Origin of the sequence: Streptomyces sp. NPDC058683 (assembly GCF_042716195.1) — a bacterium.
Classification (GTDB): domain Bacteria; phylum Actinomycetota; class Actinomycetes; order Streptomycetales; family Streptomycetaceae; genus Streptomyces.
Genome location: NZ_JBHXSK010000003.1, coordinates 222,203 through 235,499, shown reverse-complemented (window position 1 = coordinate 235,499; position 13,297 = coordinate 222,203). Strand labels below are relative to the sequence as shown.

General features: G+C 72.1%; 10 protein-coding genes and 1 pseudogene. 7 read left to right on the top strand and 4 right to left on the bottom strand.

What is annotated here, in order from left to right; genetic code table 11:
- Nucleotides 1-63 precede the first annotated feature (63 nt).
- Nucleotides 64-588, bottom strand: coding sequence for a hypothetical protein (locus ACFWXC_RS04850; RefSeq protein ID WP_384473102.1), 525 nt, complete (start codon nucleotides 586-588; stop codon nucleotides 64-66).
- 548 nt (nucleotides 589-1,136) lie between these two features.
- On the opposite strand from ACFWXC_RS04850, the gene ACFWXC_RS04845 reads away from it, so the two are divergent.
- The 4 genes from ACFWXC_RS04845 to ACFWXC_RS04830 all read left to right on the top strand — a co-directional run bounded on the left by ACFWXC_RS04845 (nucleotide 1,137) and on the right by ACFWXC_RS04830 (nucleotide 6,512).
- Nucleotides 1,137-1,628, top strand: a complete 492-nt coding sequence (locus ACFWXC_RS04845) for a (2Fe-2S)-binding protein (RefSeq protein WP_384473099.1) — start codon at nucleotides 1,137-1,139, stop codon at nucleotides 1,626-1,628.
- 1 nt (nucleotide 1,629) lies between these two features.
- Nucleotides 1,630-2,628 carry an FAD binding domain-containing protein gene (locus tag ACFWXC_RS04840; RefSeq protein ID WP_384473096.1) on the top strand — a complete coding sequence of 333 codons (999 nt, stop codon included), beginning with the start codon at nucleotides 1,630-1,632 and terminating at the stop codon, nucleotides 2,626-2,628.
- Nucleotides 2,625-4,907 (top strand): xanthine dehydrogenase family protein molybdopterin-binding subunit, encoded by a 2,283-nt coding sequence (locus ACFWXC_RS04835; protein WP_384473092.1) that lies wholly within the window; start codon nucleotides 2,625-2,627, stop codon nucleotides 4,905-4,907. The genes ACFWXC_RS04840 and ACFWXC_RS04835 overlap by 4 nt, the downstream gene beginning before the upstream one ends.
- Before the next feature lie 69 nt (nucleotides 4,908-4,976).
- On the top strand, nucleotides 4,977-6,512 hold the full coding sequence (locus tag ACFWXC_RS04830) for a GMC family oxidoreductase (protein ID WP_384473089.1): 1,536 nt from the start codon (nucleotides 4,977-4,979) through the stop codon (nucleotides 6,510-6,512).
- Between the two features lie 98 nt (nucleotides 6,513-6,610).
- Here the strand turns inward: ACFWXC_RS04830 and ACFWXC_RS04825 are convergent, their stop codons facing one another.
- Together ACFWXC_RS04825 and ACFWXC_RS04820 are read right to left on the bottom strand one after the other, a co-directional pair.
- Nucleotides 6,611-7,285, bottom strand: a complete 675-nt coding sequence (locus ACFWXC_RS04825) for a YceI family protein (protein WP_384473086.1) — start codon at nucleotides 7,283-7,285, stop codon at nucleotides 6,611-6,613.
- A 255-nt stretch (nucleotides 7,286-7,540) separates the two neighbouring features.
- Nucleotides 7,541-9,184, bottom strand: a complete 1,644-nt coding sequence (locus tag ACFWXC_RS04820) for a M4 family metallopeptidase (RefSeq protein ID WP_384473083.1) — start codon at nucleotides 9,182-9,184, stop codon at nucleotides 7,541-7,543.
- A 138-nt stretch (nucleotides 9,185-9,322) separates the two neighbouring features.
- Here ACFWXC_RS04820 and ACFWXC_RS04815 point away from each other — a divergent pair, with 138 nt between their 5' ends.
- The gene (locus tag ACFWXC_RS04815; RefSeq protein WP_384473080.1) at nucleotides 9,323-9,775 is read left to right on the top strand and encodes a gamma-glutamylcyclotransferase family protein; all 453 of its coding nucleotides are present in this window, start codon (nucleotides 9,323-9,325) and stop codon (nucleotides 9,773-9,775) included.
- A 243-nt stretch (nucleotides 9,776-10,018) separates the two neighbouring features.
- Complete coding sequence (locus ACFWXC_RS04810; protein WP_384473077.1) at nucleotides 10,019-11,425, top strand: AMP-binding protein; 1,407 nt, start codon at nucleotides 10,019-10,021, stop codon at nucleotides 11,423-11,425.
- A gap of 154 nt (nucleotides 11,426-11,579) precedes the next feature.
- On the opposite strand, the gene ACFWXC_RS04805 is transcribed toward ACFWXC_RS04810, so the two are convergent.
- Entirely contained in the window at nucleotides 11,580-12,278 is a 699-nt protein-coding gene (locus tag ACFWXC_RS04805; protein ID WP_384473074.1) for a vancomycin high temperature exclusion protein, read from the bottom strand.
- A gap of 186 nt (nucleotides 12,279-12,464) precedes the next feature.
- Here ACFWXC_RS04805 and ACFWXC_RS04800 point away from each other — a divergent pair.
- Nucleotides 12,465-13,196 (top strand): annotated as a pseudogene (locus tag ACFWXC_RS04800) (sirohydrochlorin chelatase); the annotation flags it as partial.
- Nucleotides 13,197-13,297 lie beyond the last annotated feature (101 nt).

Here is a 13,297-nt window from a genome sequence, read left to right as displayed (position 1 = left end):
GGGCGTCGGACCCGGAGGGGGTGGGATGTGCGGTACCGGCGGACGGACAGCGGAGGGTGTCCGTCAGATCCCGTCGCCTCTCGCCCGGCGATGCAGGAGCCAGGTACCGCCCGCGGCGGCGACGGCCAGAGCCGTCACACCTGCCGCGGTCTGTACGGGGTCGGTGCCCAGAGCACCACCGACCCCCGTCTTCACACTGCCGTGGGGCTGCACCTGCCCGCCGGCTGCCGGCATCAGTGCCACCACCAGGTCACCGGCCACCTGCCGGTTCCCGTCGGCGCACTTCGCGACGATCTCGTACGTTCCCGGCTGCGCGCTGGGCGGCACCTGGAACTGGCCGATCGCCTCGCCCTCATGGGTGCTGGGCGCGAGAGTGAACGTTCCGGCGCCGACCGAACTGGCGTCGCCGACAGCTGACGACTTCTCCCCGCAGGCGGCCGTGTTCACCGAGACCTGGGCGCCCGCCGCCGCGGTCGACGGGTAGACGTCCAGGCCGCCGGTACTGCCGCCGTACGCCGGCGCGGCGCCGAGGCCGGCCGCGGCCACGGCGAGCGCGGCCCCGGCCAGCGGACGGACAGTGCGTCGCATGGTGCTCCCTCGTCGAGCTCGTCCCACTCCCTTGCTCTTCCGAGGTAAAAGCCAACGGGCCGGGCCCGCTCCCTGAGATTCCGTCGGCTGTGGGATGAACGGGTGTCACGGCGGTGGTCCACGACGGGCGTCATGGAGGAGTTCCGGCAGGTCAAGGGGGTTGCACGGGGGCCGGTATGAAGAACACACGAACGGCGGGTGCTGCCGGGAGTGAACGGGTGACGCCCGTCGTGGAGACCTACCGGCGGGCCTACTGGCGGGGCCCACCGGCGGACCGCTCCGGACCGCTGCGGGCCGCGGAGGCGGCAGTGTCAGGCCGTCCGGAACCGCCTCCAGCGCGAACCGGAACCCGGCCCGCAGCGCACGAGACCGCCCGTCAAGGCCGCCGCAGACCTCACTCCGGCCCCGCCTTGGTCCCGATCTCGCGGCCGCCACTTCCGGTTGCGGGGGCCCGGTGGACGGACAAGGCTCGAACCAAGGACTTCTGGTGCGAGGAGAAGACGGTGTCCGATCGCCATGGGCCGTCATCCGTCGCGGAGGCTCCCACCGTGGGGACACGTGGCCCGGATGCGGCGAGGGTGAACCTCTCGGTGAACGGGACGAGCCGGGTGGTGGCACTGGAGCCACGCGTGAGCCTGCTGGACGCGTTGCGCGAGCATCTCGGTCTCACGGGCTCGAAGAAGGGCTGCGACCAGGGCACTTGTGGTGCCTGCACGGTGTGGGTCGACGGGCGCAGAGTGCTGGCGTGCCTGACGCTGGCGATCACCTGCGAGGGCCTCGAAGTGACCACGATCGAGGGGCTGGCCGAGGGTGAGGAACTGCATCCGATGCAGCGTGCGTTCTGCGCGCACGACGCCTTCCAGTGCGGGTACTGCACACCCGGCCAGATCATGTCCGCCGTCGCGCTGCTGGAGGAGGGACACGCCGGGTCGGATGCCGAGATCGCCGAGTGGATGAGCGGCAACCTCTGCCGCTGCGCGGCCTATCCCAACATTCGCGCGGCCGTCCGGGACGTGCGTGACCAGGCCCGGGGCGAGTGACATGAGGTCCATCGCCTACGCCCGTCCGACCGACGTACGCGGCGCGATCACGGCCGTCGCGTCGGACCCCGGCAGCTCCTTCCTGGCAGGCGGTACCACGGAGGTCGACCTGCTGCGCCTGGACGTCGCGTGGCCGAACCGGCTGGTGGACATCAACCGCCTTCCGCTGACCGGTATCGACGAGCTGCCCGGGGGCGGTCTGCGCATCGGGGCGCTGGCCCGGATGAGCGACGTCGCACAGGCCCCGGCAGTCGTGGACCGCCTGCCGATGCTTTCCCAGGCGCTGCTTCTCGGGGCGTCGGCCCAGTTGCGGAACATGGCGACGATGGGCGGCAACCTGATGCAGAAGGTGCGCTGTTCGTACTTCCGTGACCCCGGGTCGGCGTGCAACAAGCGCGTTCCGGGCAGTGGTTGTGCCGCGCTGGAGGGCGTCAACCGGGGCCACGCGATCCTGGGCGTCAGCGAGCACTGCATCGCCACGCATCCCTCGGACGCGGCGGTCGCGCTGGTGGCTCTGGACGCCGTGGTGCACACCCTGCGGGCCGACGGCAGTACCCGTGCCGTCCCCGTCGACGACTTCTTCCTGCTGCCGGGGGACACACCGCACCGTGAGCATCCGATCGAGCACGGCGAGCTGATCACGGCGATCGAGGTCCCCGCCACGCCGGTGGCACGACACTCGCTCTACGTGAAGGTCCGGGACCGCGAGTCCTACGAGTTCGCACTCGCCTCGGTGGCCGCCGCCGTACACGTTCGTGAGGGCGTGATCAGCGAGGTCCGCCTCGCGCTGGGCGGCGTGGCGGCCAAGCCGTGGCGGGCGCGCCGTGCGGAGGGATTCCTGACGGGGCGGGCGGCGCGGCACGAGGTGTTCGCGCAGGCCGCCGCCGAGGAACTGGCCGGTGCCCGGACCCGTCCCCTCAACGCCTTCAAGGCCGATCTCGCCCGGCGCACCATGGTCCGCGCGCTGGAGACGGTCACCGCGAGGGGAGAAGCGGCATGACCACAGCCCCCGCCTCCGCCTCCGCCTCCGCCTCCGCCTCCGCCCCTGCCCCCGCCATCGGACAGCCAGTCGACCGGGTCGACGGGCCCGCCAAGGTCACCGGCCGCGCCCGCTACTCCGCGGAGATCACCTTGCCGGGCACCGCGTACGCCGCCCTCGTCGGCGCCCGCACGGCCGGCGGGCGTATCACCGGCCTGGACACCTCGGCGGCGGAGAACGCCGAAGGCGTCCTCACGGTGCTGACCCACCGCAACCTGCCGAAACTGGCGACGGAGCCACGCCTGGGGCTCGCGCTGTTCGGCCACGACGCCGCGGGCCAGAGCTTCTTCCCCATGCAGGACGACATCGTCCACTACTCCGGCCAGCCGGTGGCCCTGGTGGTCGCGGACTCCCTGGAGCGTGCCCAGTACGCGGCCCGTCTCGTCCACGTCGACATCGAGCGGCGGCCGTCGACGACCACCCTGGAGGAAGGCCGCGGCCAGGCCTACGAACCGAAGGCGATCTTCGCCGGCCTCCTCCCCGGGCGCAGTGTGCGCGGGGACGTCGACGCCGGTCTCGCCGCCGCCTCCATCCGGCTCTCCGCGACGTTCCGCCTCGCCGCCAACCACCACAACCCGATCGAGCCGTCGGCCACCACCGCGGTGTGGGACGGCGACCGGCTCACTCTGTACGACTCCACCCAGGGCGTCGTGGCCACCCAGACCACGGTCGCCCGGCAGCTGGGCATCCCCCGGTCGCAGGTGCGGGTCCGCACCCGTTTCGTCGGTGGCGGATTCGGTTGCAAGGCGGCTACCTGGCCGCATGTCACGCTGGCGGCGATGGCCGCCCGCCGGGTGGGGCGTCCGGTCAAGCTGGTGCTGACCCGGGAGCAGATGTTCACCTCCTGCGGCCACCGCGAGGAGCAGGAACAGTACATCGAGATCGGCGCCACCGACGCAGGCCGCCTGACCGCACTGCGCCACCACAAGCTGTCGGTCACCTCGCCCTTCGACGACTGGGCGGAGCCGTCGCTCGGTATGGCCGGGCAGGTGTACGACTGCCCCCACTACGAGGGCGTCTACCGGCTCGTCCGCGGCAGCACCATGACGCCCACCTTCACCCGCGGCCCCGGTGAGATCTCGGGCATGTTCGCCATGGAATGCATGATGGACGAACTCGCCCACGCACTGGACCTGGACCCGCTCGAACTGCGGCTGCGCAACCATGCCGAGACCGATCCGAACAGCGGCAGTCCCTGGTCCAGCGACGGTGCCGTCGAGTGCTACCGGCGCGGAGCGCAGCGCTTCGGATGGCAGGACCGGGATCCGCGGCCGCGCTCACGGCGGGAGGGGAACTGGCTGATCGGCACGGGCATGGCCACCGCCGCGTACCCGGTGACCTTCCCCATGCAGCCGCAGCGCGCCCGCGCCCGCCTCTATGCGGACGGCACGGCCGTGGTGCAGGCCGCGACCCAGGAGTTCGGGACCGGAGTCGCCACCGTGGTGACCCAGGTCGCCGCGGACGGCCTGGGCGTGCCGCTCGACCGCGTCCGCTTCGAGTACGGCGACACCGACCTGCCCAACATCGCGGCCACGGTGGCCTCGGCGGGCGCCGGCATGGTCAGTGCCGCCGTCCACACCGCCGTCACCGCGCTGCGCGACGAGATCGTCGGCCGGGCCGTTGCGGACCCCGGTTCCCCTCTGCACGACGCGGACCCGGCCACCGTCGTCGTGCACGGCGGGCGGATGCGGCTGCGCGACCGCCCCGGCGTCGGGGAAACCTACGGCGAGTTCATGCAGCGCCACCTCATGACGGACTGTGACGCGCTCGGCAGCTGGAACCCGCCGCCGAACGATGTGCCCTTCGGGCTCGCCACCTTCGGCGCCCAGTTCGCCGAGGTCGCCGTCGACGCCGATCTCGGCATGGTCCGCGTGCGGCGCATGACCGGAGTCTTCGCCCCCGGCCGGGTGCTCAACACCAAGACCGCCCGCAGCCAGGCCATGGGCGGAATGCTCTGGGGCCTCAGCCACGCTCTGCTGGAGGCGACCGTCGTCGACGCCCGCGACGGCCGCTGGGCCAACACCGGCCTCGGCGAGTACCTCGTGCCCGTGAACGCGGACGCCCCCGACATCGAGATCGAGTTCGTCGACGTCCAGGACACGGTGGTCAACCCCCTGGGAGTCAAAGGGATCGGGGAGATCGGCACGGTCGGCGTCGCCGCCGCCATCGCCAACGCCGTCTTCCACGCGACCGGCCGCCGCGTCCGCGAACTGCCCATAAGGATCGAACACCTGCTGTGACCGGGTGACGGCCGACGACTGACGCACCGTCGGCAAGGGCACCGCGGGAAGCGAGAGGGAGGCCGGCCGATGGGATCCGTGTCCGAGTTCGACTACGTCGTCGTAGGGGCCGGAACGGCGGGTTGCGTCATCGCCGCCCGCCTGTCGCAGGACAGCGGTGCACGGGTGCTTCTGCTGGAGGCCGGAGGCCGGGAGCCGTTGGAAGCCATGGCGATACCGCCGGCCTGGCCCACGCTGCTGGGGACGTCGGCGGACTGGGCGGACACCACGGTGCCGCAGACCACGGCCGGTCTCGCGGTGCCGTGGCCCCGCGGCCGGGGGCTGGGCGGCTCGTCGTCGATCAACGCCATGAACTTTCTGCGCGGTCACCGGTCCGGTTACGACGCGTGGGCCGCGGCCGGCGCGGACGGCTGGAGCTACGACGACCTTCTGCCGTACTTCAAGCACAGCGAGAACGCCACGGGCGTCGCGGGGCGCGACCCCGCCGTACGAGGCATGGACGGTCCCCTGCGGGTGGGACCCGCGACCGCACGGCATCCACTGGCCGAGGCGGGCCTCACCGCGGCGGTGCAGGCCGGACATACCGAGGTACGGGATCTCACCAGCGGCCTGGAGGAGGGGTTCGGGTGGGGCGATCTGAACATCGCCGACGGCAGACGGCAGGACGCCGCCGCGGCCTACCTGCGGCCGGTGCTGGACCGCCCGAACCTCCACGTCGTGACCGACGCCCTCGTACACCGGGTACTTCTGGACGGCGACCACTGCACCGGCGTGGAGTACGGCGTGGGCGGTGAGACGGTCACCGCGCGATGCGCCGGGGAGGTCGTGCTGAGCGCGGGAGCCGTGGGCACACCGCAGGTGCTGATGCTGTCCGGCATCGGCCCCCGGGACCACCTCGGGCAACTCGGCATCGACACGGTGGTGGACCTCCCCGGTGTCGGTGCCAACCTCTGGGACCACCCGATGTCCGGCATCGTCTACCGGGCGGCACGTCCGGTCCCGCCCGGCGCGAACAACCACGGCGAGGTCCAGGGGCTGATCCGCAGCGGACCGCAGGTCGCCGGCCCTGACCTGCACATCCAGTTCGTGGACGTCCCCTTGCGCGAGGACAGCCTGCCCGGTCCCGGGATCGGACAGGGCTACACGATCATGGTCGCCCTCATGATGCCGTTCAGCCGCGGCACGGTGCGCCTGGCCGACAGCACACCAGGTGCGGCCCCGCTGCTCGATCCCCGTTACTACACGGACAGCCGTGATCTCGACGCCATGGTCAGCGGTCTGCGCAGGGCCCGGGAGATCGGAAACGCCCCGGCGCTGGCCGACTGGCGCGGCGAGGAATCACTACCGGGCTTCGCCGCCCACGACAACCAGCAACTGGCGGCCTACCTGCACCAGAACCTGCGTACCTACAGCCACTACGCCGGAACCTGCCGGATCGGCATCGACGAGACGGCCGTCGTCGACCCGCAGCTGCGCGCACGCGGCGTCAGCGGCCTGCGCGTGGCCGACGCCTCCGTCATGCCGTCCAGCGTCTCCGCCAACACCAACGCCACCGTCTACGCGATCGCCGAACACGCGGCAGACCTCCTGCGCTCCCGTCCATAGGAACCCGCACACACCGCGCACCGGGACGATGGACCCGGTCCGGCGACCGGCCCTGGGCGGGCACCCTGCCACACGGCCCGTGGAGCAGGGGTTCGACGTCAGCCCCCTTCCGGTGTCATCCGGATCGCCGCGATGTCGAACTGCAGGCGCACCGTCTCGCTCACCATCGCGCCGCCCTCCGCCAGGCGGGAGTTGTAGGACAGGCCCCAGTCCATGCGGTTGATGGTGGTCGTGCCGTCGAAGCCGACGCGCTGGTAGCCGAAGGGGTCCGTGACGTTGCCTATGTAGGTCAGCTCCAGGTCCACCGGGCGCGTCGTGTTCTTGATGGTGAGGTCGCCGGTCATGACGTAGACGTCGGGGGATTTGAGGCGGACCGCCGTGCTGGCGAAGCGCATGCGCGGGTAGGTCGCCGCGTCCAGGAAGTCGCGGCCGATGAGATGGGCGTCGCGTTGTTCCACGCCCGTGTCGACGCTCGGCGTGGAGATGATCAGCTCCGCCTGGGAGCGGGACGGGTTGCGGCCGTCGAAGTAGAGGCGGCTCTTGTACTCGGCGAAGGCTCCGCGGACCGTCGTCACCATCGCGTGCCGGACCGAGAAACCGATTCTGCTGTGGGCCGGGTCGACGATCCATTCACCGGTGAGGGCGGCGAGGGCGGGGTCCAGGAGGACGGGGGCGGAGGTGGGGGAGGGGGCAGCCGGGGCGACCGTGGGGCGCGGCGGAGCCGTGGGGGCTGCTGCGCGGCGGGACGTGAGGGGGCGGCTGAACAAGTTCATGTTCAATCTAGTTAGTGCACAACAAGAATTGCCGCAAGTGCCGGTCCGGACAACGGAGTTCGGCAATCCGGCGAGTCGTCACCGAAACTGCACAACCTCCCCATGGACTCCCCCCAGGGAGGGTTCCGGAATTCCCGAATTCCGTGTGTTCGTTAATTCCGCATGTTCCTTGAATTGCGGTATTCCCTTTTATGTGGGGTGTATGTGACGGCCGCACCGGTTCGTTCACCGGAGCGGCCGTCCCCGGACCGGAGGTCAGTTCACGTTCACCGCGCTCCAGGCCGCGGCCACCGCGTTGTACTCGGTGCTCCCCGTCCCGTACAGGTCCTTCGCCGCGTTCAGTGTCGCCGTCCGCGCGCCCGCGTAGTTCGTCGAGGACGTCATGTAGACCGTCAGGGCGCGGTACCAGATGGCTCCCAGCTTGTCCCGCCCGATCCCCGTCACCGTCGAGCCGTTGTACGTCGGCGAGTTGTAGCTGACGCCGTTGATGGTCTTCGCGCCGCTGCCTTCCGCCAGCAAATAGGCGAAGTGGTTCGCGACGCCGGAGGAGTAGTGGACGTCGAGATTGCCGACCGACGAACTCCAGTAGTCGGCCGAGTTCCCGTCCTTCGACGGCTGGTCCATGAACCGCAGCGCCGCCTTGCCGAAGCCGGAGCGGACGATCTCCTCGCCGATCAGGTAGTCGCCCGCGTCGGCGGAGTTGTTCGCGTACCACTCCACCAGCGTGCCGAGGATGTCGGAGGTCGCCTCGTTCAGGCCGCCGGACTCGCCCGAGTAGGTCAGCGCCGCGGTCTTGGAGGTGACGCCGTGGGTCATCTCGTGGCCCGCCACGTCCAGCGCCACCAGCGGGCCGAAGGTGGTCCCGTCACCGTCGCCGTACGTCATGCAGAAGCAGCTGTCGTCCCAGAAGGCGTTGTTGTAGCTGTTGCCGTAGTGGACGCGGTTGTACGAGCCCTTGCCGTCGCCGGCGATGCCGGAGCGGCCGTGGACGTTCTTGTAGTAGTCCCAGGTCTCGTTGGTGCCGTACTGGGCGTCGACGGCCGCCGAGGAACGGTCCGAGGTCGCCCCGGTGCCCCAGTGGTTGTCGGCGTCCGTGAACACGGTCGACGGCGCCCGGACGATGCAGATGCCGAAGATGCACAGGTCCGTCTTGTTGGCCGCGTCGCCCGTGTACGTGTTGCCGCGCGTCGGGTCGGTGAGGTTGTACGTCGATCCGGAGAGCGTCGTCTCCAGCGGAACCGTTCCGCTGTACAGCGACTGGCCGTCGCCCGTCGCCGTCTCGATGCTGTCCCAGGCGTCGATCTGGGCGCCGCTGCGGGCGTCCGTCAGCACCGTGCGGGCGACCGGGTTGCCGAGCGAGTCCTTGCCGACCGCGTTGGTGCGCCAGGCCAGCTTCGGGGTGCCGTGCAGGGCGTCGACGACCAGCTCCGGCCTGGCCTTCACCTGCTTCAGCGCGTCGCCGAGGTTCGCCGCCCGCAGCGCGTTCACCGCGAGGTCGGCGGCCTTCGGGGCGGATATGTGCGGGACGATCGAGGTGAGGGATATCTTGCTCCGGGTCGCCCGGTCGGCGCCGCGGTAGGCGCCGTCCGCCTTGAGGTGGACGACGAAGTCGCCGCCCAGGACCGGGAGTTGGCGATAGGTGCGGTCGTAACGGACGTGCTGGGTGCCGTTCTTGTCGACGACCACGTCCCGGACCTTGGTGCCCTCGGTGGCGGTGAGCCCGAGGGTATTGGCGTACTGGACGAGCGCCTGCGCCGCGTTCTCGATCGCGGTGGCCCGGGTCGGTCTCGCGTCGGCGTGGGCGGCGGGGGAGAGCGCGGCGGCCAGCAGGGTCGCGGTGGTGGCGGCGACGCCGGCCGTGGCGAGACGGGAAACTCGGGTGTTCCGTGTCCGGCTCATCGATCTCCTTGGAGATGCGCCTCAGGGGCGTGGGGGTGGCGCTGATGACTTCAGCGATTTAAGAGGCCATGACAATCCATGTCCATAGCGCCTCCATGGAGATGTGTGTGGAGGTGGAGGGGGTGGAGAATCCTTTCTGTGACCGCCAGGAACCCCCGCCACCTCCCCTTCTTCGTCTACGGCACGCTCCGCCCCGGCGAAATCAACCACGACCTGTTCCTGCGGGGGCGGACCGTGTCCGAGGAACCCGGCCGGCTCCCGGGCGCGGTGCTGTACGAAGGGCCCGGCTACCCCTACGCCGTCGAGGAACCCGGCGCAGACGTGTGCGGCGAACTGGTCACCGCCCGTCCCGAGTCGTACGACCGACTCCTCCTGGAACTCGACGAGTTGGAGGAGTGCGTGCCGGGGGACCCGCGCAGTCTGTACGTGCGCGTGGAGCGGGACGTCGTACGACGGCGGGACGGGGCCGCCGTCCGGGCCTGGGTGTACCTCGCGGGGGCCGCCGTGACCGCCGGGCTGCGTGCGGACGGCCGTCGTATCCAGGGAGGTGACTGGCCGGCCCGCGGGCTGTCCGGCCCCGCCGCGCCGTAGCCGTGGCCGCTGCGACCCCGTACGGCCCATGTGGCTTGTTCCGTGCCGCGGTTGGCCGATCGGTCACCGTTGAGACTTCAAGGGGCCGGACTACAGTCGTGCACCTGTTCGCGAAGCTCCGCGCACCACGCACCACCCCGTACGACGTCCGGAATCCCGCTCCACGGCCCGGTCCGGGCCCCCGCCGCACCCGGACCCGGTCTCCCCCCACGTACACGCATGCAGCCAGGAGGTCTCCGAGCCATGCCTCTGCGTCACCTCACCCCCCGCGACCAGCACCTCTTCTGGCAGTACGGCCGCGGCCCCAGCGCACCCGTCCACGAACCGCTCGTCCACCGCGCGATCGAACGGCACGCGATCGCCCACCCCCACGCCGTCGCCGCCGAACACCACGGCGCGACCCTCACCTACGGCGAACTCGACCGCTACGCCGGTGCCCTCGCCGCCCACCTGGTCCGCGAGGGCGTCCGCCCCGGCGACCATGTCGGCCTCTTCGCCCGCCGCTCCATCCCGATGCTGGTCGGCCTGCTCGCCGTCCTCAAGGCAGGCGCCGCCTACGTCCCCCAGGACATCGGCCGCACGCCCCCGGAGCGGCTCGGCCACGTCATCCGCACCGCCCGCACCCGGGTGATCCTCACCCAGAAGGAACACGCCCCGCGCATCCCGCTCCCCGACGGCCACCGGCTCATCGCCCTGGACGACCCCGTGCCCTACCAGCGGGCCACCATGATCATGCCCCCGCACCCCGACGACGGCTGCCACGTCCTCTTCGCCGCCGACACCTCCTCCGGCCGCCCCGAAGGCGTGAAGGTCACCCACCGCAACGTCACCAACCTGCTGCTCACCGAACCCGGCGGCCTCGGCATCCGCCCCGGCGACCGGGTGGCCCAGCTCCTCGGCGTCGCCTCCGGCCCGGCCGCCTGGGAGATCCTCGGCTGCCTCACCCGCGGGGCCACCCTGGTCATCCGCGGCACGGATCCCGCCGCCGCGGCCGGCACCGCGACCGTCCTGATCGCCACCCCGGCCGTGCTGTCCGGCATCGACCCCGCCGCCTGCCCGCGGCTGCGCACGGTCGCCGTCGCCGGGGAGTCCGGCCCGCCGCGTCCGCTCGCCGACCGCTGGTCGCGACAGGCCGCCCTCTTCGACTGCCGCGGTCCGGCCGAGGCGGCCGTCGTCAGCACCATGGGCCGCCACGACCCGGCCGCCGGGCGACCGGCCGTCGGCCGCCCCGTCGCCAACACCACGGTGTACGTCCTCGACGCCGACCGCCGGCCGCTGCCCGTCGGCGAGACCGGCGAGGTGTGGGCGGGCGGCGACTGCGTCCCGGCGGGGCACCTCGGCGGCGGCGGGCCGAGCGCCGGGCGGTACGCACCCGATCCGTTCCTTGGCGAGGACCGCGCCATGGTCCGCACCGGCGCGCTCGGCCGCTGGACCTCCGACGGCGGCCTCGAACACCTCGGCCGCGCCGCCGAGGACCGGGCCGGGACCAGCGCGTACCGCCCGCGCACCACCTGCGGCCGCCCACCCCGCCCGGCGACGGCCACGGCTGCCGCCACGGCGACGACTTCGGCCACGGCGACGACTTCGGCTGCGGCCATGGCCACGGCCAGGGCTGCGGCCGCGTACGCCGAGGCTGCCCAGCGCTCCTGACTGGCTGAGAGGTCTGAACGGCCGACGGGTCCGACTGGCCGGTGGGCTTGAACGGCCGTCGCTCCTGACTGAGCGAGGGGCCGAGACGGCCGATGGCCCGACCGGCCGACGGGCCTCGTCGATCCGACCGGACCGGCCGACCGGCGCAACCGGCCTAACCAGGCTGGTCGGTCTGGCGGGCCGCCGAGGCCAGGGCCTTCGTGACCCCCGGTTCCTTCGCTCCGAGGAACTGGGGGTTCGGCTCGAAGAGCACGTCCAGGGCCGCCTTGCCCGCCGCGAGGACCTCCCGCGTCCCGCCGTAGTACCAGGTCGCGTCGTGCTTGGCGTCGACCCCGACGCCGTACGACTCGACCCCCGCCGCCTCGCACAGCGCCACCGCGCGCCGGATGTGGAAGCCCTGGCTGATCAGTACCGCCCGGTCCACGCCGAAGATCTTCTTCGCGCGGACGCAGGAGTCCCAGGTGTCGAAGCCGGCGTAGTCGCTGACGATGCGCTGGTCCGGCACCCCGTGCCCGGCGAGGTACGTGCGCATGGCGTCCGGCTCGTCGTAGTCCTTGCGGCTGTTGTCGCCGGTGACGAGGACGACCTTGATACGGCCCTCCCGGTACAGCTTCGCCGCCGCGTCCAGGCGGTGGGCGAGGTACGGCGACGGCTCGCCGTCCCACAGGCCCGCGCCGAAGACGACCGCGACGTCGGTGCGGGGCACGTCCGCCGCCGTGTGCAGCCGGTCGGCCGTCGACACGTACAGCCAGGTGGCCGGCAGCAGCGCCAGCACGCAGCCGGCCATCACGCCCTGCACCAGGCGCCGTCTGCCGGTGCGGGTGCGCGGCAGCCGCGGTCGGCGGATCTTCATACGGTTGTTCCCCCTCGACTTCTCCTCGGCTTCCCCGTGGCCGCCCCCGGCGGCTCCGACCTTGGAGGACGCCGGCCGAGGCGTTCCGGTTCACTCACAGCGGCCGGATCCGTGCCGTGAAGCGTACGAAAACTCCCGTGACCGGCAGGCAACGGGGGTGCAATCCCGTCCGGCGAGGATCCCGTCATGACCGTGTCCGACCTTCCTCCGCGCCCCGGCCCGCCCGCCCTGGTCCTGGTGGCCCACGGCAGCCGTGACCCCCGTGCGCTCAGCACCGTGCGGGCCCTGATGGACCGGGTGCGCGAGCTGCGCCCCGAGCTGTCCGTGCACCTCGGGCACATCGAGCTGAACGAGCCGCTGCTCCCGGACACCCTCGCGGCCCTCGGCGACACCCCGGCCGTCCTGGTCCCGCTCCTTCTCGGCCGCGGTTACCACGTGAAGCGGGACATCCCGGAGATGGCGGCGGCAGCGCAGGCGCCGACGCGCATCGCCGGCCCCCTCGGCCCGCACCCCCTGCTCGTCGACACCCTGCACGCCCGCCTGTTGGAGGCCGGCTGGCGCCACCGCCCGGCGAGCGCCGTCGTCCTGGCGGCGGCCGGCTCCCGTGACCCCGAGTCCAGGCTCGACACGCAGCGGACGGCCAGCCTCCTGTCGGCCCGCCTGGGCGTCCCGGTCCTGCCCGGCTACGCGTCCGCGGCCACCCCGACGGTCACGGACGCGGTGCACGCCCTGCGCGCGCGAGGCCGCCGCCACATCGCCGTGGCGTCCTGCTTCACGGCCCCCGGCCGCTTCGCCACGGAGTGCGCGGGCCGGGCCCCATGGCTGGCGTCGGCCCCACTGGGAGCCCACGACGCGATGGCCGCCCTGATCCTGCACCGGTATCAGCGGGCACGGGAAACGCCGGTGACCGCGGCCGCGTGAGAGGGCTGCGCCCTTCAGGGGTACGGGGCCGTGCCGGTATGCGGCTCCGCCGCGTGGGCGCGCACGACCACAACGGACCCGCACCCGCAAACGCAACC

Bases quoted from the DNA above. Each gene is read 5' to 3' on its own strand.
- ACFWXC_RS04850 (WP_384473102.1), bottom strand. From the start codon at position 588: ATGCGACGCACTGTCCGTCCGCTGGCCGGGGCCGCGCTCGCCGTGGCC.
- ACFWXC_RS04840 (WP_384473096.1), top strand. From the start codon at position 1,630: ATGAGGTCCATCGCCTACGCCCGTCCGACCGACGTACGCGGCGCGATC.
- ACFWXC_RS04835 (WP_384473092.1), top strand. From the start codon at position 2,625: ATGACCACAGCCCCCGCCTCCGCCTCCGCCTCCGCCTCCGCCTCCGCC.
- ACFWXC_RS04830 (WP_384473089.1), top strand. From the start codon at position 4,977: ATGGGATCCGTGTCCGAGTTCGACTACGTCGTCGTAGGGGCCGGAACG.
- ACFWXC_RS04825 (WP_384473086.1), bottom strand. From the start codon at position 7,285: ATGAACTTGTTCAGCCGCCCCCTCACGTCCCGCCGCGCAGCAGCCCCC.
- ACFWXC_RS04820 (WP_384473083.1), bottom strand. From the start codon at position 9,184: ATGAGCCGGACACGGAACACCCGAGTTTCCCGTCTCGCCACGGCCGGC.
- ACFWXC_RS04810 (WP_384473077.1), top strand. From the start codon at position 10,019: ATGCCTCTGCGTCACCTCACCCCCCGCGACCAGCACCTCTTCTGGCAG.
- ACFWXC_RS04805 (WP_384473074.1), bottom strand. From the start codon at position 12,278: ATGAAGATCCGCCGACCGCGGCTGCCGCGCACCCGCACCGGCAGACGG.